Here is a 20591-nt window from a genome sequence, read left to right as displayed (position 1 = left end):
AAACCAAGTAATAATGTCAGCACACAGAGACATCCTGCTATCGGGACTGCTCTGTGTGCTTTCTTTTTCATTCATCTCTTGGACAATACCTGCCGACACACTTGATTCAACCCTTTCAGACAATATGAGTCGCATAGTGATGTACAATGTCGAAAACCTCTTCGACACCTTCGATGATCCCGACACAGACGACAAGGACTTCCTACCCGACGGTGCTATGCACTGGGACAAGCCTAAGTACCACGACAAGTTGGGACGCATAGCGCAAGTCCTCTCAGACATCGGAGGATGGGGCTACCCGGGCATCATCGGTCTGTGTGAAGTCGAGAATGCCCTCGTCATCCAAGATTTGCTGAAGCGTCGCGAATTGGCTCGTGCCTCGTACCGCTTCGCCATCACAGAGGGAGGAGACTCCAGAGGCATAGATGTCGCCTTGCTCTGGGACAGCAGGGTGTATCGACGACTGCGCCAGAGAGAGATCCCCGCTTATCCACTCTCGGACAATCGACTTTGGATCGACTATCATGAGAAATTGCCTCGACATGGCGGTCGTCATGCCTTGTGGACGACTCTCAAACACTCACCGACAGGCGAGATCCTTGAAGTCATCCTCGTCCATGCACCATCGAGACGACAAGGCACTCGTTCTACTTCCAAGCAACGCATCAAGGTCATGACCCGCATCCGCAAGATCATAGACGACATTTTGCAGACGACTCCCGACAGACACATCGTACTCATGGGTGACTTCAACGACAATCCCACTGACCGCTCCGTCTCGATGACCCTTCAGGCGAAGACCCCTCACCGTGGAGATAGCATCGACACCTTATCGATATACAATATGTCCATGCTCACCCTCCTTGAGCGACAAGGATCACACCGACATCAGGGTCGGACATGGCTGCCCGATCAGATCATTGTCTCCGGGAGCCTCCTGCACCGAGCGAGCGGACTCCTTCGCGTATCACATCAAGGCACCAAGATATTTGACCCCAAGTACCTCCGTCGCCGTGACGGCAACCCTTTACGCTCTTTCAAAGGCACGCACTATGCCTACGGCTATTCGGACCATTTCCCCGTGTATATAGACATCAGATACTGACCCATGCAAGGCATAAGACTTATATTTGTCGGCAAGACCGATGCCAAGGAGATAGCCACGCTCTGTGCAGATTATCTCAAACGAATCAACAGATTCATCCCCATCGAGGTCATTGAACTACCCGATGTCAAGGCACGCAAGTCCCTCTCTCCCGACGAACAAAAAAAGCGTGAAGGCGATATGATCCTCGAAGCCATCGGCAACCTCGACGAGGCCATACTCTTGGACGAAAAGGGGAAAGAGCTCACTTCCAGAGCCTACGCCGAATGGGTCGAACACAAGATGCAGGTCGTTCCTCGTCGCCTTTGTCTCGTCATCGGAGGGCCTTACGGCTTCTCGGAAGAGGTCTATGCACGCTGTCGGGAACGCCTTTCGCTCAGCAAGATGACCTTCTCACATCAGATGGTACGTCTCTTCCTCATCGAACAAATCTACAGAGCCTTCACCATCATCCACGGTCACCCATACCACCACGACTGACCCTCCACATACGAAGAACTAAAATATCCTACATCATCTTTTCACACAAAGGAGAACACCATTCAAATCGAAGCATGGCTTTCAAGGATGGCAAATTTTAGGCTCACCGGATACATTCTGTCAAAGAGCAGAAAGCATTCTGTCCCGGGACAAAAAACTTTCCGTCCCCTGACGAGATGATCGACCTCGAAGGAGTGTGTATGGATTTGTGTCTGAACTCGTTGATATTTTTTATCTCCCGAAAGATGAGTGGCTTACTCCGTATGTGAGCGTAAATAGCTAAATTTGTGTATTAGTTAGTAATACACCACTATCATACCCTAAAATCAGAGATATGCTATCTTTCTTTCGACACAATGATGGTACGGTCTATGCGATACAGCATACTTCGACCTTTTCGGATGCAAATATCAAGGCTTTGACATGGCTCTTTGACGGAGCAGTCGAGGTATCGGCATCGGACTTGACCCACAACTATATCGGCCCTCGTGCGGAGATGATCACACCTTGGAGCACCACTGCTGTGGAGATCACCCAGACCATGGGTTTGCCGGGGATCGAGCGCATCGAGTTTTTCGTTGCGACAAAGCCTGATACGGCTTATGACCCCATGCTTCTTCGTGCCTATGAGGGCATCCATGAAGGAATATTTGCTCAAGACTTCGAGCCTGCTGCGATCCTCAAGGTGGAGGACATACAGACCTACAACGAAGAGCAGGGCTTGGCCCTCAGCGACGAAGAAATAGAGTACCTCAAGGGCGTCTCTCGTGAGCTCGGTCGTCCGCTCACGGACAGCGAACTCTTCGGCTTCTCTCAGGTCAATTCGGAACACTGTCGCCACAAGATCTTCGGCGGTACGTTCGTCATCGATGGCGAAGAGAAGGAGCGTTCGCTCTTCAAGATGATCAAAGACACTTCGGCAGCCAATCCCAACCGACTCGTATCTGCATATAAGGACAATGTTGCCTTCAACCAAGGGCCACGCATCGAACAGTTTGCACCCTCGGCAGGGGACACTTCGTCGTACTTTGGCACGAAGGAAATAGATACAGTGGTGTCGCTCAAGGCAGAGACGCACAACTTCCCGACAACCGTCGAGCCTTTCAACGGTGCAGCCACAGGGTCGGGCGGTGAGATCAGAGACCGTCTCGCAGGCGGTAAAGCCAGCATCCCTCTCGCGGGGACGGCTGTCTATATGACGTCGTATACGAGGGATGAAGACAAGGATCGTAAGTGGGAACAAAAGATCTCGGCTCGTCCTTGGCTCTATCAGACACCTCAACAGATACTTACGAAGGCTTCGAACGGAGCTTCGGACTTCGGGAACAAGTTCGGCCAACCACTCATCTGCGGTTCGGTCTTGACCTTCGAGCATCAGGAGAACGACCAGACCTGGGGTTATGACAAGGTGATCATGCTCGCCGGAGGTGTGGGCTTTGCGAACAAGCGCGATGCCATCAAGGGCAATCCCGAACCGGGAGAGAAGGTCATCGTCATGGGCGGTGACAACTACCGTATCGGGATGGGCGGTGGTGCCGTGTCTTCGGTGAATACGGGCGAGATGAAAGAGGCTGTGGAGCTCAACGCCATCCAACGCTCCAACCCCGAAATGCAGAAGCGTGTGGCCAATGTGGTGCGTTCGCTTGCAGAAAGTGATGACAACCCCATCATCTCCATCCACGACCACGGTGCAGGGGGGCATCTCAACTGCCTCTCGGAACTTATCGAAGCCACCGGTGGACACATCGACATGGATCGCCTTCCGGTGGGCGACCCTACCCTTTCGGCAAAAGAAATCATCGGAAATGAGAGCCAGGAACGTATGGGACTCCTTGTCAAAGAGAAAGACATCGAGCGCATGCGCAAGATCGCTGAGCGTGAGCGTGCTCCGTTTTACGTTGTCGGAGAGACCACCGATGATATGGCTCTCGTGTTTGAAAAAGATAATGGAGAGAAACCCATCGACCTCTCTCTACAACATATGTTTGGCAGTGCGCCCAAGACGATCATGACGGACAAGACCGTCGAAGCGACTTTCGCTACTCCCGAGTCTAAACTCTGTGGCGAGGACTTCGGTAAGCAGGTAGAGACCGTGCTACGTCTTGAAGCTGTGGCTTGTAAGGATTGGCTCACAAACAAGGTGGACCGCTCCGTCACCGGCCGTGTGGCTCGCCAGCAGTGTCAGGGTGAGCTTCAGCTCCCTCTCTCCGACCTCGGTGCGATGTCGCTCGACTTCAGAGGCAATAGCGGTATAGCGACCTCTGTGGGGCACGCTCCTGTCGTTGCACTTGCCAATCCTGCCGCAGGCTCACGTATGGCGATCGCCGAAGCCCTCACGAACCTCATCGGAGCTCCGATCCAAGGTGGTATGGAGGCGATCTCACTATCGGCCAACTGGATGTGGCCTTGTCGCAATGCCGGTGAGGACGCGCGTCTTTATGAAGCGGTAGAGGCTTGCTCAGACTTTGCCATCGAGCTTGGCATCAACATCCCGACGGGTAAGGACTCTCTCTCCATGACGCAGAAGTACCCCTCGGGAGACAGAGTACTTGCCCCCGGTACACTCATCGTCTCCGCTGCCGCAGAGACTGCCGATGTGCGTAAGATCGTCGGCCCTGTCATCAAGGATGTGAAGGGGAGTGCCCTCATCCACATAGATATGTCATTCTGTAAAGCATCTTTGGGTGGCTCGGCATTCTATCAGACTTTGGGCTATGTCGGTGGCGATACGCCCGATATCATGGACTCCGAATACTTCGCTGATGCTTACCTTGCCGTGCAAGGTCTCATCTTCGATGGTAAGGTCTTGGCGATCCACGACATCTCCGCAGGTGGTCTCATCACTACTCTTCTTGAGATGACCTTTGCGAATACCAAAGGTGGTCTCGACGTCACTCTTCCTGCGACTGATATTGACCTGCGCACCCTTCTCTTTGCGGAGAATCCAGGTGTCGTCCTTCAGGTGACAGACCCCAAGGCGGTTATGGCTCGTCTCGAAGAAGCCGGTGTGGGTTGCCCACAGATCGCCACCCTTTCGCCCGACCGTCGCCTCAAGATCTCCGCTAAGGGCAACGACATCACTCTCGATATCGATGCACTCAGGGATGTGTGGTACGAGGCTTCGAAACGAATGGAGCCCTATCAGACCAATCCTGCTCAGGCTACCGAACGTGCGAAGAACTACTTCCACCAACCCCTGCAATATCAGTTCGGTGCCAACTTCAAGGGCACGCTCGAAAGCTATGGCAAGACCCGAGACCGCAAGGAGCGTTCGGGCATCACTGCCGCCATCGTGAGAGACAAGGGGACCAATGGTGAGCGTGAGATGGCTTATTCGCTTCACCTTGCCGGCTTCGATGTCAAAGATGTCCACATGACCGACCTCATGACGGGTCGTGAGGATCTGTCCGAAGTGCAGATGCTCGTCTTCTGCGGTGGCTTCTCCAACTCTGACGTCCTCGGTTCTGCCAAGGGCTGGGCGGCAGGCTTCCTCTACAACGAAAAGGCAAAGGCAGCTCTCGATGCGTTCTACAAGAGAGAGGACACCCTCTCCCTCGGTATCTGCAATGGCTGTCAGCTCCTCGGAGAACTCGGGCTCCTCTATCCCGATCACGAGAAGAAACACCGTATGGTGCACAACGATTCGGGACGATTTGAGTCAGGCTTCGTCTCCCTCGAGATACCTGCCAACGATAGTGTTATGTTCGGCAGTCTAAGCGGACAGAAGATTGGCGTATGGATCGCTCACGGCGAAGGGAAGTTTGACCTCCCATACAGCACCGACAAGTACAATGTCGTCGCAAAGTACGTCTACGATGCTTATCCCGCCAACCCCAACGGTTCGCCCGAAGGTATCGCAGCCCTCACCAGCACGTGCGGTCGCCACATTGCCATGATGCCACACCCCGAGAGGTGTATCTTCCCATGGCAGTGCGGACACTACCCCGAGCATGAAGGCATGGATGTGACCCCATGGTTTGAGGCCTTTGTCAATGCGTTTGACTGGTGCAAGACTCATAAGAAATAAGACCTAAAAGATACAAGGATGTTGCTCAACTACATCTGGATATCGTTCTTCTTAATCGCCCTTGTCGCTGCGGTCTTTCAGACCGTGGTGACGGGCGATTCTGCTGTATGGGGAGCGATCGTGGAGAATATATTCGCTTCGGCGAAGACAGGCTTTGAGATCTCTCTCGGGCTCACCGGTGTGCTCACTCTGTGGCAGGGTTTGCTTAAAGTCGGCGAACGCAGTGGTATGGTCCCGCGTATGTCGAGAGCCACTGCGCCATTCTTCAAGGTACTCTTCCCTGATATACCTGCGGGACATCCCGTCAATGGGACGATGCTCATGAACTTCTCGGCCAACCTCCTCGGACTCGACAACGCAGCCACCCCTCTGGGGCTGGAGGTAATGCAACAGTTGCAGAAGCTCAACGAAGACAAGGAGCGTGCATCGAATGCCATGATCATGTTCATCTGCATCAACGCCTCCGGCCTCACGATCATCCCTATCACGATCATCATGTATCGCATACAGATGGGAAGCGCATCCCCCTCCGACATCTTTCTGCCCATACTCCTTGCCACAGGAGCAAGTACCTTGTCCGCAATCCTCATGGTGGCACTCCGTCAGCGGATCAACCTCCTACGGAAGGCTTTCGTCATCCCGGCACTCATCTTTGCAGGTCTCATAGGTCTGCTCTTCTATGCCTTCAATAATGTCCCCAAAGAGGCCCTTACCCACTACTCTACCCTCACCTCACACATCATCCTCTTCGGCTTCATCTGCCTATTCATACTCTCAGGGATGATTGCCCGGCGCAACGTATATGAGGACTTCATCGATGGGGCGAAAGATGGATTCAAGACTGCTGTCACGATCATCCCTTACCTCGTCGCCATCCTTGTTGCCATAGGCGTCTTCAGAGCATCCGGGGCTATGGATGCCGTCATGTCAGGGGTCTCCTCCGGAGTGGGAGCCTTGGGCTTCGACACGTCTTGGGTCGATGCTCTGCCCACCATGCTCATGAAACCTCTCAGTGGAGGAGGAGCAAGAGGTTTGATGATCGATGCGATGCAGACCCATGGTGCCGACAGTTTCGTAGGACGCCTTGTCTGCCTTGTCCAAGGCGCCAGTGACACCACATTCTACATCATTGCTCTCTACTTCGGTAGCATCGCCATCAAGCGCACTCGCTACACCCTCGGGATCTCACTCATTGCCGATCTCATCGGCATTGTCACAGGGATATTCCTTTGCTACATATTCTTTGGGTAAAACGAATTTGAGGGGGTATCTACCGCCGGAGTATATACGCTGAGCATATCGGATAAGGATGTGTCCGGACACTGAAGCGACACAACCCTTGTCTCCGATGAGAAAGCTGAGTTTTTTATCTCTATCCAAAACTCTCTTCACTTGATTATAATTCGGACACTACCCGTGACACATAGGTTATCGTTCGACTTAGAAGACTCAGATTTGAGGTCTTTAGGCACATCACTTTCATTTCTGTCATCAGAGTTTTTTGCCCATTGAGACAACCAAACAAAGAGGGTGTGACAAAATCTTCGTTTTGCCACACCCTCTTTATTATTCGGTATCGAGAGATCAATAGTCGAAGGATAGGGATACCATCATCCTTTTGGTGTCAAACTCTCCCAAGCCTTTGATGGCTGCAAAGTCGAGCTTAAAGTTGTAGAACTTCACACCTATACCACCGGTCCATGCGCTGGTGGACTGACTGCCATACTGATACCCTGCGCGAAGGCTGACCATCTTAAAGATAACATATTCCGCACCGATATTGGCCTGATATAGAGGCTTGGATGCCAAGAATGAGTATCTTCCACCAAGGGTGAGATTAAGCTCACGATTTTCAGAGAATGCAGAGCCAAGGTCTCCTGTGAGTTCAACTCTCGAAGGAAGAGCAAAAGCATCCTTCGAAGAGAAGGAGATAGGAGCTCCAAGATCTGACACACGAGCTGCGATATTCAAGTACTTTGCAGCACTATTATTGAAGCTCATAAAGTAGTTGGCTCCAAGGCTGAATGTACCTGTCATGGCAGTCCTGCCTGTGTAACTCTGGACAAAGGATCCGGATGCAAACGCAGACAACTGATCGTTGAAACGGAAAGCATATCCCAAGTCAGCCGTCCAGTCAAACGGAGAAACCTTCTTACCCGGTGTACCGAACTGATCCTTGACGGATGGAAGGGTGAGCCCACCCTGGTAGCGGAAACCTGCATATACGACATGGCGGTTGTGGAACTTCCATCCTGCAGTGGCCATCCCATTCAACAGTCGCCCTTCGACCATATTCATCTTGGGGAACAAAAGTCCGCTGGCAGAGACCGTCAGCTTCTTATCTGTCTGGAAGATGGAAGCGGGGTTTACATAGAGATAACTTCTGTCTGTATGAGTCAATGACACTCCACCCATCGCTGCAGCACGAGCATCAACAGGTGTCTCTAATACAGGAAGACTTTGAGCCATCGCCTTGGGTGCAGAGAGAAATCCCATCGCTGCGAAAGAGATCGCTCCTATGATATATTTTATCTTCATATCTTTTATGATTATTGATACAGTTGAGAATATTTACGATCTACGATTATCTCTTTTGTACAGTTCTTTCGAAAGGCTTGTTACCTACATTGACTCTCAGGATATATGTGCCCGGAGCGATCTTTTTTGTGTTGATCTTTGCAAGACCGGTATGATCAGCAGGTACTTCCTTATCAAAAACGACTGCGCCTGTAGGACTCTGCAAGACGATGCGAGCCTTTTTGTGAGACGGATTGAGCCAAACATTCAGCTCTTTTTGCATCGGAAGAGGCCATACGGAGTAAACATCAAGAGTAGGATCTTCGACCACAGTGACAATGAAAGAAGCTGTAGACGACATGTGTCCGTTGCTTACCTCTACGGATATCGTTGCACGTCCGGGCTTGTAACCCTTGATCGTAACCTTACCTGTTTCGTCAACATCTGCCGAAGCAACAGAGCCATTGGAAGAAGAGGCTTTGTACGTAAATGTCAGGTACTCTTGAGGAGCGACATACTCTGCAAGGTTGAGAGAAAGAGCGGTTTCTTTGGTCCCTATTGTTGGGGTTGGGAACGCTTTGACAAACTCAGGCTCAGCCACAGTGATGATTCTGAAAGGAATAGAGTATTCAGAAGAGCCTCCAAGTTCGTCTGTGAGAGTAATCTTGAACGAATATTCTCCTGCAGGAGAGAGTGGACGGATAGTGATTTTCAAACCTTCGCCGGTCTGTGTCACTGCGATAGAGTTACTCTTATCCTCCAACTTATATTTCCACTTGTGCCCATCTATTTCTGATACATTAAGGAAGTATTCAGCTTTTCCCAGGATATTGAGAAGGACAAGAGGACTTTGTGGCAGGTTAGTGATCACAGGAGGATTATTCTTCTTTGTCTTTACAGAAATGAATGAAGGCGTAGAAGCTATCATCCAACGGTCTATGGCGACAAGCGCAAAGTGATACTCCTTATCCGGAGTCAATTTCTTTACAGAGAAAGACATCTCATCATTGAGAGAGAGCCCTCTACCTCCAAGAAGAGGATTGGTCAAGAGAGCACCTTCTTTTTTGTAGTTGTTCGCATCAAGAGGCTTGGCAGACATATAAAGAGCATACTTGGCAGGTGTGCCATCATCTTCATCCTTGGGGACATTCCAGTAGAGTGTGATTTCTTGAAAATCGACACTTTCCTTGATTTTCTTGTCGTTGAATTTTGGAGATTCGGGAGCTTTTTGTCTGTTTTCAAGCGTCAAAGCGGCATAAGCATCAACGTAACCTGCCCCCAAACGACCTGCAGCTGAAGGATTTTCCTTGTCGATGTCAACCGGTAGAACGGATGCGAACAAACGAATCTTTAAGTCTTCATTGGTATATCCGGGGCCACCAAAGTGAGATGCTATAAGAGCAGCAACACCTGAAGCATGAGGACATGCCATGGATGTACCTTGATAATATGTGTACCAGTCACTTACATTGCTAGCATTTTTATCAGTAGTACTTAGGACACCCGCTCTTGTACCATATAGCATCTGATCGCCACCAGGAGCTGAGATATCTACCCAGTCACCATAATTGGAGTAAGTCGCTCTCTTAAAGTTGGTACCGATTGCAGAAACGGCTATACAACCTTCATAGGCTGAAGGTTGGCTTGTAAATTCCAATCCGTCATTACCGGCAGCAAAAAGGACGACCCCACCCTTCATTGGGGAGTCCGGTCTTTGATTACCCTTCCCGTCAGTACCGGCATATTTTACGAAATAGTCGATCGCAACCTTTAAAGACGCCGGAGTCGCAAATACCCCTGAACGATAAGGATATCCCCAAGAGTTTTGAGAGATGATAGCTCCATTGTCGGCACCATACTTGATTGCAGCCGCACCATTGCCACCTTGTGCACCCTCGCGGAAGATTGCAGCTGACATGATGCGGACACCGGTATTAGGATCTCCGTTACCTCCGGCTACTCCGGCTACTCCGACACCATTGTTATTTTTTGCAGCGATGGTACCTGCAACGTGTGTACCATGAGCATCTTCGTCCGGACGCAGATCTCCTTGATTGGTAACAAAACAGTATCCATTGATGTCATCGATGAAGCCATTCTTGTCATCATCCACACCGGGAGCTCCATTCAGCTCGGCTTGATTTACCCACATATTATCTGCAAGATCAGGATGATCTACGTCCACCCCTCCGTCCACGACGCAGACAATAACATTGGGCTTACCCGTAGAGATTTCCCAAGCCTTGAAAAGATTGATGTCAGAGCCCATAACTCCAGATGGGACACCGGCACCTACATTGTTGTAGTGCCACTGTTCCTTCAAAAGAGGGTCATTGAACGGCATTTTTGAGTCTCGTTTAAGATAGTCTTCCGTAGCACCTAACAAGTCTGTAAATCTACGAGGCTGATTGGCAGAAGCAAGAACAACTACCGGATTGAACTCTACAATCTCCACGCCTTCTACGTTATCGAGAGCCTGCATAGCTCCGGAAACCTCTACCTCTTTGTCAAAATACACTGTGAACCATAGGTGAAGACCTTCTTTTCTGGTTCTTTCCTCAAACTCACCTGCAGGAGGGAACAACCTTGTCACACTTTTGGCTCTGATGCTTTGAAGGGCTGCGCCCATAGGAGAAGGCACACTGTTTAGTTGTACTTCTCCAAATTGTGCCTGGATCAGACTCTGTTCGACCTCATCAGTTATCTTGATGATAACTTCTCCGGGGACAGCCGCTCCCGGAGGGACATCATACTTCTTCAACGAAGATGTAGATAATAGGTGTGGTTGGCCGTTTTGTTCGCCGTTATCCAAGAGGTGAAGTTCTCTTTCGTTTTGGCAACCACCTATCGCCAATAGTCCGGAGAGAACGCTCAGCAAATATAATTTTTTCATGATGTTTTTAGTCCTTTAGTGAAAAGTAGATAGAGATATCCCCACCGAAGAGGATACAGTGTACTCTGCTACACTCCCGGTGGGGATATCTAAACTATCTCATTTATACTTTTGCGTATATAAATGATTTACAGAATCAAAGATCCTTAAAAGAAAAACGATTTTGAATATTATTCGCTTGAGTTTTTGATACAGTGGCCATTTTTGCCTCAAGTTTAGCCTTTACCTGTGCCTTATCTACACCTAAGTAGTATTTGCTGAGACGAGAAACTTTGGCTTTTGAAGCACCTGCTTCATACCACAATGCCAACTGAAGTGATGGTTCTCCAGGATTCACATCGCTGAATCTTACAGTTCTGAGGAATAGCACGAAGTCGTCTGCAGTCACATACAAGAATTTTCCATCTTGTTCTTTTTCATTCGCAGTAAAGCCTTCCTTATCCTTGAGAGCGATAAATTCTTTTGTAGGCACGTAAGCACCGTCAGGACGCAACCACATCGCGTAATTGATCTTATCTTGAGTAAAGATCTGAGCAAACTGAGTCAAGCTTTGTAGAAGAGCTGGATCAAGACCTTGATCACCTGTCTTGTGGTAGTATGTCACTACATCCTTAGGTTCTTCTTTACCGACTTCACCTTGTTTAACGAAAGTTTGGTAATAAAGTTCCTCAGGCACACTTCTATTTTTACCATCCTGATCTTTCTTATAGCCACGTCCTTCCATGAATGCAACGATATCTTTCACCTTCTTATCAGGCTTATCCAACAAATCCTTGAGGAAATATGGGAACTTGCTGAATGTAGGATAGTCTTTATCTTGGATATAGTAGCGCTCAAATATGACACCGTACACAATAGAACCATCCTCTTGAGCTTCCTCGAGAATAGAAGCACGTAGTCTCTTTTCTGAGTTTTGGTACACAAGCTTCTTCTCTGCAGACATATCTTCCATGTAAGCAAAGCCTTCCTTCTTAAGAGTTTCGATGAAAGCTCCTTCTGCAACTCTCTCCCATGTGTCTGCGACCATAGCAATGAGTTCCCAAGTCATAGGATTATTGAGAGGGATGACATAAGAGGCATTGATAAAGCCTTCTGCCTCAGGAATCACTGTCAACATACCTGGCTGAGGGCCGAAGAAACCTTGAGATGGTTCACTGAATCTGATGACGATAGAGCCTCTTGCAGCTTCCATTTTCGCACGTTGATAAATGCTCATTTCAGTGTCAATGATAGGGAAGTAAACAGTACTAACCTGGTTTGCAGCTTGAACCACCTTGACAGCCTTTGTTTCAGCACCGACCCTGATATAGATCTTAGCTTCGCGTGCAGCATCAGTCTTGTTGGGGGCTACATCAGCCTTCACAAACTCACCCGCTTTAGTCGCCTTGAGCCAATCTACTTCTTCAGTTTCCATTGCCCATGTTCCACCATTGGTTTCTACTGCAATGAAGAATTGTCCACCATGAGCAGGAGCTTCAACTGTTTCGGAAGAAACATTGATGAAGATCTTTGATGCGCTCTGAGTCACTGCAATCTTTTCGACAAGACCACCGGCATAGACAACAACCTCAGCCTTACGGTCTTTTCCGAGCGTATTAGCTTCAGCACCGACAACGATACCTTCACCCTTACGAGTAGCGGTGAGCCATGTAGCATTGGTAGACACGTTCCACTTGGGTTGGTTAGTAGTCACTTGTACTTGAGCCTCTGTAGGGGTCTGTGCTTGATTGTTTAGAGTCAAAGCTTGGGTAGACAGAGAGAGTGTAGGTTCTTCAGGCCCGTCATCTTTGGGCTGACAAGAAACACTTACCAAGCTCGCAAGAACAACTGCTGAGAATACAGCAAGAAAGTTTTTCAGCTTCATAATCTTGAGATTTTAAGTTAGTAAAAAAACATTTTAGGTAATAAAAAATTCTGCTTGTTTTATATTCAATTGAACATCTGTCAAAATCAGTCTATATCCACCAAAATCACGTTGATGAGTATATCAGAATGTAATCTAAAAGCGCTTCAAGTATTAATTTCTGCTCATAAATTACGGTAAATATTTTCTAATAAACAAACTTTTCGACCTTTAAGATACTACACGAACCTGATGAAATAAGTCTTCACTCCATCATAAGCGATCCCAACACAACTAAACAAAAATCAATAAAACATTATAAAACAAGCATATAACAAACCAAAACAACATTCATTCGCAATATAAGGATGGCAAAGACCACATTAACAAAAAGTTTTTCCGAAGGCGTTTTTTAGAGACTTTATCTTCCTGTCATATACTCATCAGAAGGGTCCTCTTTCAAAAAAGGCTCAGCTGTAACCGGGTCTTCATCACCCATTCCTCAATGTGGCAATAAGTAGCCTTGGGGGTGTCCTAAGAATGAATACTTTACATCCACAACAAGAAAAATAATTTTGTAACTTTGCGAATAACCCCTTTGTACGGAGAGGGGAGATACAAAATAATAGGAAAGAAAGGTTTCAACGACATGACAGACAGACATTCTGTTGCGCCTGAACGTTGCCCTCACCTATCGACATTGATGCCCGAACTGTGGGCGCTCCTTGATGAAAGAGAGCGCGAGCAACTCTTGATCGGTGTATCTTTTTATGTCTTTCAGAAGGGTGAGGTGATCTTCGAGGTGGACTCGACCCCCAAGTACTGCTACATCCTTGCCAAGGGGCAGGTAAAAATAAGCAAGGATGGCATCGGCGAAAAGAGCCAGATATTGAGGATGATCCGTCCGTTGGACTTCTTCGGTATACAAGCTTACTTTTCGGGTCAAAACAATTCGAGCAATGCTGTGGCGATCTGCCGTAGTATGGTCTGTATATTGCCGATACACGTCCTTGAAAGCATCATATTGTCGAATGCAAGGGTAGGTCTCTTTTTCATTCAGAAGTTGGCCCGAAAGCTCTTTGAGACCGATCAACTCACCATCTCCTTGGCACAGAAGCACACGAGAGGTCGACTGGCAGAGTCACTCCTCATGCTCAAGGCGAAATATGGTCTCGAGCCCGACAATGCGACCATCAGCATCTATCTCTCTCGTCAAGAGTTGGCCGATCTATCGAACATGACGGCAAGCAATGCCATCAGGACGCTTTACTCATTTGAAGAAGAGCAGGTCATCGCTCTGGATGGGCGTAAGATCAAGATCATGGATGAGGACAAACTCAGAGAGATCAGCAAGATGGGCTGACATCGCTATCCTCCCTTAACCACTGCTCCCGGCACCAATGACTATGACCACAAGCGCAGACATCAACAACAGTGCGACCTATCAGCTGGCCAACGCTCCGATACCGAAGTTGCTGAGATCGTATGCCATACCCGCTGTGGTCGCCACGATGGTGAATTCGCTGTACAACATCGTGGATCGTATGTTCATCGGTCATGGGGTAGACAGTCTTGCGATATCGGGTCTTGCGATCACCTTCCCTATCCTTATCTTCCTTCAGGCCTTCGGACTACTCATCGGTGTGGGGGCTGCTTCTCGCATCTCTATCCTCTTGGGGCAAAAAGAACACGAGAAGGCCGAAAATCTCCTCGGCAACGCCTTCGTCCTCTCTGTCCTCCTCTCTGTCTCGACGATTGCGCTTTGTATGATCTTCCTCGACCCGCTGTTGAGGAGCTTCGGTGCAAGTGATGTCACACTTCCCTATGCAAGAGAGTACTTGGAGATAGCACTACCGGGGAACATCTTTGCGAACCTCTGCTTCGCCTACAACTCGGTGATGAGGGCTTCGGGCTATCCCACAAAGGCCATGAAAACTATGATCCTCGGTGCTGTGCTCAACACGATCTTGGACTTTGTCTTCATCTTCATCTTCGATATGGGGATCAGAGGTGCCGCTGCAGCTACGGTGATAGCCATGTTTGTGGGGATGTGCTATGTGATGTCACACTTCTTGCAGCAGGACAGCCTCGTGAAACTCAAGTCGAGGTACTTCAAGCTCAAGAAAGAGTACGTCATCGCCATCGTATCGATAGGTATGGCACCGTTTGCGGTCCAATTTTCGAGCAGTATCGTCTCCGTGATCTTCAACAAAGTCATCTACACCCATGGTGGCGACTACGGTATGGGAGCTTACGGTATCCAAAACAGTTACGGTATGCTCATCGTGATGCTCATGCTGGGGGTGTCTCAGGGGATGCAACCCATCGTAGGCTTCAACTATGGAGCCGGACAGATCGATCGCATGAAAGAGGCCTTTTGGCGTTCGTCTCGCGCCAACCTCATCATCGGACTCGTGGGCGTGGCCTTGGCTCTTCTCATTCCCGAAGTCATTGCCAAGGCCTTTACCGACGATCCCAAGATGATCGACATCTCCGCCGATGCTCTCCGACTGGTGATGTGGGCACTGTGGGGTGTGGGCTTTCAAGTCTCGGCAACACAGTTTTTTCAAAGCATCGGTCATGCCAAGAAGTCCGTCTTCCTCTCCATATCGAGACATGCCTTCTTCCTCGTACCCATCCTCCTCATCCTACCGAATTATATCGGTCTCACAGGGGTGTGGCTCTGCTTCCCCATCGCCGATGTGGGGGCGGCTACCCTATCCTCAATACTGATCTATCGTTTCATGAAACGTCTCCCGACGACCCCGACTCCTGAGATCTGACGGACGAAAGGCGGAGGGTGACACCTAAATTATATGTACAAACATTTTTTCTTTCGAACACTGTCAAAATAAGCCATGCACGTATTTCTACTCTCACTCATAGGTCAGACGATATTCAACCTCCTGCTGTTGCTCTTACTTTTCAAGGCGACGAAAAAAGGCGAGCTCATGCGCCGTGCAGGTATAGGTCTGCTCGCTGTCGAGTATCTCGTCTTTGTCACCCTCTTCGCTGTCAGAACTCACTTGTCCGAAGAGACGATCAAACATATCCTCAGGGTCTTCAACAACTACTATGTCGGGCTCATGATCTACCTCTTCTTCACAGGAATGGTCTTTCTGGGGATCTACCTGCTCAGCTTCTTCTTCGTGCGTGAGAAGGAGGCTCGCAAGCCGATCAAGAAGCGTTGGTACCGTCATGCCTTCCTCGTGATGATCCCCGTGACCGTCCTCCTATGCCTTTGGGGACATTACAATACCATTTCGCCCAGGATCGTCCGCCATGAGGTACACCTCCCTCGCACGGCACAGACACCGGACAGTCTGAAGGTCGTCTTCGTCTCTGACACACACATCGGAGAGATCATCAGCCTCAAGAACATACAACATCTCCAAGAGATGGTACGACGAGAAGATCCGACATTCGTCCTCATGGGTGGAGACATCCTTGACTACTACACATCCTATGCACACTTGCCCGGGATAACAGAAACGATGCGTGGACTACACGCAGATCCATCGAAAGTCTACTATGTCAATGGCAACCATGAATACTACTATGGCAGAGAGGAAAAGGAAGCATGGTTCAGAAGTCTCGGGACATTCCTCAAAGACTCCGTGGTGGCAGTCGCCCCCGATGTCTACCTCATCGGCAGGGATGACCACATGAACAAAGAAAGGGCTTCGCTCGCCTCCTTGAAGAGCCACGTACCCTCCGGAGCTGTGACCATCGTCCTTGACCACCAACCTAAAAATGTCATCGAAGAGCGTGAAGAAGGTATTCACCTTGCCCTGCACGGCCATACCCACGATGGGCAGTTCATCCCATTCAAATGGGTTGTCGGAGCAGCATTCGAACAGTCATACGGACTATACTCTAAGGGCAATACGACCTACTGTATCTCATCGGGCTATGGTGTGGCAGCCTCTACATTCAGGGTCGGCACCCGCTCGGAGATCGTCGTGCTGACGCTCTACTTCGACAAGTAGAGCATGACATAAAATTACTGCTCCAAACTAAGAGTATATAATCCTCAAAAAAAGGTCGTATGACTTGATGTAACAAGTCATACGACCTTTGTCATCAAACTTAACGACTTTTTTCAATACACCCAAAGGATATATTTGTAGTGGGATTTACTGCACCTCCGTGAGGTATCGCCAGTACTTTTTAGGCATGTGTTGGCGTTGGAGTCGGAGGTTGATGCGTTCGCGGATGGTGGTACTTTTGAAGTACTCTTTCCAGAGCTTTTGGAAGAAGAGTTCTTCGTCCGATAGTTTTTCATCCTCTATTTTTCCGCTCTTGAGAGCCTCGAGATCTTTCTCAGAGAAAGAAATATATCGGACACTCGACTTGTCGTAGTAGAGTCCGGAGTTTCGTTTGGTGTCGTAGATGATCCACTGCTGATCCGCATAGCGAGCCTCGAAATGAGGGGTGATGAGCGATAGGACATTATACTCGGGAGAAATGGGGGCGAAGTATATGTCGTCGGCAGTCCGCTGAAATCGGACAAACTGGATGAGTTTCCTCGACTCTCCGGCAACCTTCTTGGCGATCTCCTTGACCCGCACGATGTCGGCATCTCCGAAGTTCATCTCGAAGCCTTCGGGGCCGTCTATGATCTTACAGATGTATCTGAAAAGAAGCATCTCCACCTCGGGGAGTTCGGAGAGCCACACCAGCAGGAGCATATTTTGGGCAATCTTGGAAAGTTTTTTCTCCAACCCTACCCACACTCGTTTGGACTTCCGGGGATCTGTCTTTATCACATAAGAAGCCTCCACAAGAAGCGGTCGCTGAGCAGTGGCCGTGATGATGTCATCGGGACGTATCTTGTACTCGTAAGCGAAGAAGACACAGCACAGCAGGCCATCAAGGGTCTTGTCGTAGACAAAAAGTGTCATCCCTGATTATTCTCCAAAATTGAGGGGAAGTTGCATGGCTTTGGACAACACCTCCTGCACCTTCTTCTGTGAGACTTGCTTGCGCACGTATTCGGGCGTGACTTCGTTGATCGTCCTCATCGGGAGGTCGCGACAAACTATGAAATACTGCGCCCTCTTCATAACGACACCCATGCGTTTGAGTTGGAAGGAACTGAGCGTACCGAATCTCCGCGAGGCGAGGATGAGTTTGGCAGAGTTGACTCCGATACCGGGGACTCTCAAGATAACTTCGTAGGGAGCGGTGTTGAGATCGACGGGGAAGTATTCGGGGTGACGGAGAGCCCAGCCCATCTTGGGATCGACATCCAAGTCCAAGTCGGGATGGAGGTCGTCGACGATCTCTCGGGCATCGAAGTGATAAAATCTCATGAGCCAGTCGGCTTGATAGAGACGGTTCTCTCTCACAAGTGGCGGAGCCGGGAGCACGGGAAGACGGTTGTCCTTGGTATTGACCGGAATGTAACCGGAATAATAGACTCGCTTGAACGAGGGACGTCGGTACAATGCCGAAGCAAGCGTGAGGATCTGCTTGTCGCTGTCCGGCGTGGCACCGATGATGACTTGGGTACTCTGACCGGCGGGGACAAACTTGGGAGCGGATCGGTACTTCTTTCGCTCTTCGATGCTCTCCAACATCCCTTGTTGGATGAAACGCATGGGAGCGAAGACACCGGCATAGTCCTTCTCGGGCGCAAGGAGTTTGAGATTTTCTTCGGAGGGGATCTCGAGATTGACACTCATACGATCGACATAGGTCCCTGCCTTGGAGACGAGTTCTTGGCTCGCCCCCGGGATGCTCTTCATATGGATGTAGCCGTTGAAGCGGTGGACTTCTCGAAGAAGTTTGACAGTGCGTAGCATCTGCTCCATCGTGTAGTCGGGATTGCGTATGACACCCGAACTGAGGAAGAGCCCTTCGATATAGTTGCGACGATAAAATTCAATCGTGAGGTCGGCCAACTCGTCGGGCGTAAACATCGCTCTACGAACGTCGTTGCTCCTCCTGTTGGTGCAGTAAGCGCAGTCGTAGATACAGTGATTGGTAAGAAGGACCTTGAAGAGAGAAATACAACGACCATCGGGGGTGAAGCTGTGACAAATACCCCAGCCCGAGGTGGTCCCGACACCACCCTTGGCATTGCGACGAGAGGAGCCACTCGATGCGCAGGAGACATCGTATTTGGCGGCTTCGGCAAGAGTTTTCAGCTTCTCTATTGTACTTTCATTCATCGGGGGAGGAGGGTATTTGTTTCGGATGACACCGATACAAAAATAGCCCAAATTCCGATAAAATACCACCGAGAGGAAAAATACTTTTGCCGTCTTTTCCCACCCCTATCCGGAAGCCATTATCTATATGTGAGTTGTATCAAAGGGTATCTTCGGACGGATGCTCAAAGAATGAGAAGTGTACCGAACCGTACTGTTTGAGTTTGACAAAACAAGGGTGTTCGCTGAAATCATAAGTACCGGGATGCTCAAGGATGAAGAGACCATGAGATGCCAGAAGGGTACCACCCATGATGAGATCGGGCAGGGTATCGAGATTGTCTATGGCATAGGGAGGATCGGCGAAGATGAAGTCAAAGCGTTCGCCCACTTGGTTGGAGATGTACTTGAAGGCATCTCCCTTGATGAGCCGATAATTGGAGTCCTTGAGTTCGCCCAAGACCTTGCGTATAAATGCACAGTGAGCATGATCCATCTCAACCCCGACGACGGTGTGGCAGCCTCTCGAAAGCAACTCAAGGCCTATACTGCCCGTACCGGCAAAGAGGTCCAAAGCCTTGGTTTCTTCCCAATCGATGGAGTTTTCGAGAATGTTGAACAAGTTTTCCTTCGCAAAGTCTGTCGTAGGACGGGCTTTGAAGGTCTTTGGCACCGCAAAACGACGGTGTCCGTACTTACCACGTATTATTCGCATAAGTTGTCGAGGATAAATTCGGGAGGGAGTTGGAGCTTGCGGTCAGAGACGACCTTTGGATCGGCGATGAGGCCATGATAGGTGTTAAGGCTCAGATGTCTGATGGATGTCCCAAGTTTCTCCATAGGCACCTCGACATCCTTTGCGGGGTGCGTGTAGAGGCAGAGGTGATCACTTGTGGGATCGAGATCGAACTGTCGCCAGACTGCAGTGACAAAGTAAAGGACATCCATCGCCTGAGGAGTATCGAACCTATTGGCGAGAAGGAGTTGCCCGTTCCTTGCCAGCGTGATGTCCGTATAGCCATTACCAAGAATGACCATGACCACTGCGGGATGCACACGACGGGTATAACGCATGGCTACGGCAATGAGTGGACGCTGAAGATGATCGAAACGTGGGAAGGCAAACGAACGCTGACAAAACTCGTACAAGTCTGAGCGTACGGCCGTCTCTATCGTCGCAGGTGTATCATTGAGCGGAATGGAGAGGACGTGCTTCCCGTCGGTATCGAGACTGGAGACGACCCAATCGTTCGACGATGCGACAGGCTTGAGGTCCGTAGGTACGAGGGTATAACCCGAACCATCATCGGCAAAGACCCGCGTCGTCTTGAAAGGCAAAGATAACGTCGGATATGAGAAGAATACAGACTTCAATGACTCGACCATATCTCCTCCCTCAAAGGGGATGAAAGCCACTTTACTCTCTTCGGGCTTCTCTCTGTGAAATCCACAAAAAGAAAGTCCATCCGCAGTGATGCGGATGGACGTATCCAGGCTGAGAGCCAGTGTTTCTTCGTACTTTAAGTCCTCCGCGAGCCATCTGGAGCTGTCTATGTCTTTTCGTATCATAG

14 protein-coding genes are annotated in these 20591 nt (G+C 49.6%); 7 read left to right on the top strand and 7 right to left on the bottom strand.

The features are described from left to right. The first annotated feature begins 13 nt into the window (after positions 1 to 13). The 4 genes from EL262_RS07700 to EL262_RS07685 all read left to right on the top strand — a co-directional run bounded on the left by EL262_RS07700 (position 14) and on the right by EL262_RS07685 (position 6863). Positions 14 to 1105 carry an endonuclease/exonuclease/phosphatase family protein gene (locus EL262_RS07700; protein WP_025836464.1) on the top strand — a complete coding sequence of 364 codons (1092 nt, stop codon included), beginning with the start codon at positions 14 to 16 and terminating at the stop codon, positions 1103 to 1105. A gap of 3 nt (positions 1106 to 1108) precedes the next feature. Next, positions 1109 to 1585 carry a 23S rRNA (pseudouridine(1915)-N(3))-methyltransferase RlmH gene (gene rlmH, locus EL262_RS07695; RefSeq protein WP_025836462.1) on the top strand — a complete coding sequence of 159 codons (477 nt, stop codon included), beginning with the start codon at positions 1109 to 1111 and terminating at the stop codon, positions 1583 to 1585. 334 nt (positions 1586 to 1919) lie between these two features. Beyond that, positions 1920 to 5612, top strand: coding sequence for a phosphoribosylformylglycinamidine synthase (gene purL / locus EL262_RS07690; RefSeq protein ID WP_025836460.1), 3693 nt, complete (start codon positions 1920 to 1922; stop codon positions 5610 to 5612). An 18-nt stretch (positions 5613 to 5630) separates the two neighbouring features. Continuing rightward, positions 5631 to 6863, top strand: a complete 1233-nt coding sequence (locus EL262_RS07685; RefSeq protein ID WP_078735438.1) for a nucleoside recognition domain-containing protein — start codon at positions 5631 to 5633, stop codon at positions 6861 to 6863. A 333-nt stretch (positions 6864 to 7196) separates the two neighbouring features. Here the strand turns inward: EL262_RS07685 and EL262_RS07680 are convergent, their stop codons facing one another. The 3 genes from EL262_RS07680 to EL262_RS07670 form a co-directional block, all read right to left on the bottom strand. Continuing rightward, positions 7197 to 8150: a PorV/PorQ family protein gene (locus EL262_RS07680; protein WP_025836458.1), complete on the bottom strand. Its 954-nt coding sequence runs from the start codon at positions 8148 to 8150 to the stop codon at positions 7197 to 7199. Between the two features lie 46 nt (positions 8151 to 8196). Continuing rightward, complete coding sequence (locus tag EL262_RS07675; protein WP_078735437.1) at positions 8197 to 11022, bottom strand: S8 family serine peptidase; 2826 nt, start codon at positions 11020 to 11022, stop codon at positions 8197 to 8199. Positions 11023 to 11158: 136 nt separating this feature from the next. Continuing rightward, a complete protein-coding gene (locus EL262_RS07670; protein ID WP_025836457.1) occupies positions 11159 to 12886 on the bottom strand; it encodes a BACON domain-containing protein in 1728 nt (575 codons plus the stop codon). Between the two features lie 628 nt (positions 12887 to 13514). Here EL262_RS07670 and EL262_RS07665 point away from each other — a divergent pair. The 3 genes from EL262_RS07665 to EL262_RS07655 all read left to right on the top strand — a co-directional run bounded on the left by EL262_RS07665 (position 13515) and on the right by EL262_RS07655 (position 16854). Beyond that, positions 13515 to 14228, top strand: coding sequence for a Crp/Fnr family transcriptional regulator (locus EL262_RS07665; RefSeq protein WP_025836456.1), 714 nt, complete (start codon positions 13515 to 13517; stop codon positions 14226 to 14228). A 61-nt stretch (positions 14229 to 14289) separates the two neighbouring features. After that, the gene (locus EL262_RS07660; protein ID WP_036847131.1) at positions 14290 to 15648 is read left to right on the top strand and encodes an MATE family efflux transporter; all 1359 of its coding nucleotides are present in this window, start codon (positions 14290 to 14292) and stop codon (positions 15646 to 15648) included. 75 nt (positions 15649 to 15723) lie between these two features. Then, positions 15724 to 16854 (top strand): metallophosphoesterase, encoded by a 1131-nt coding sequence (locus EL262_RS07655; protein WP_025836455.1) that lies wholly within the window; start codon positions 15724 to 15726, stop codon positions 16852 to 16854. 147 nt (positions 16855 to 17001) lie between these two features. On the opposite strand, the gene EL262_RS07650 is transcribed toward EL262_RS07655, so the two are convergent. The 4 genes from EL262_RS07650 to EL262_RS07635 all read right to left on the bottom strand — a co-directional run bounded on the left by EL262_RS07650 (position 17002) and on the right by EL262_RS07635 (position 20589). Beyond that, on the bottom strand, positions 17002 to 17769 hold the full coding sequence (locus tag EL262_RS07650; protein ID WP_025836454.1) for a TIGR03915 family putative DNA repair protein: 768 nt from the start codon (positions 17767 to 17769) through the stop codon (positions 17002 to 17004). 6 nt (positions 17770 to 17775) lie between these two features. Then, positions 17776 to 19041: a putative DNA modification/repair radical SAM protein gene (locus tag EL262_RS07645; protein ID WP_078735436.1), complete on the bottom strand. Its 1266-nt coding sequence runs from the start codon at positions 19039 to 19041 to the stop codon at positions 17776 to 17778. 139 nt (positions 19042 to 19180) lie between these two features. Next, positions 19181 to 19735, bottom strand: coding sequence for an RsmD family RNA methyltransferase (locus EL262_RS07640; RefSeq protein WP_025836453.1), 555 nt, complete (start codon positions 19733 to 19735; stop codon positions 19181 to 19183). Next, positions 19726 to 20589, bottom strand: a complete 864-nt coding sequence (locus tag EL262_RS07635) for a DUF3822 family protein (RefSeq protein WP_078735435.1) — start codon at positions 20587 to 20589, stop codon at positions 19726 to 19728. The genes EL262_RS07640 and EL262_RS07635 overlap by 10 nt, the downstream gene beginning before the upstream one ends. Positions 20590 to 20591 lie beyond the last annotated feature (2 nt).

Source organism: Porphyromonas cangingivalis, assembly GCF_900638305.1.
GTDB classification, from domain to species: Bacteria; Bacteroidota; Bacteroidia; order Bacteroidales; family Porphyromonadaceae; genus Porphyromonas_A; species Porphyromonas_A cangingivalis.
This window is presented reverse-complemented; position numbering and strand designations above follow the sequence as displayed.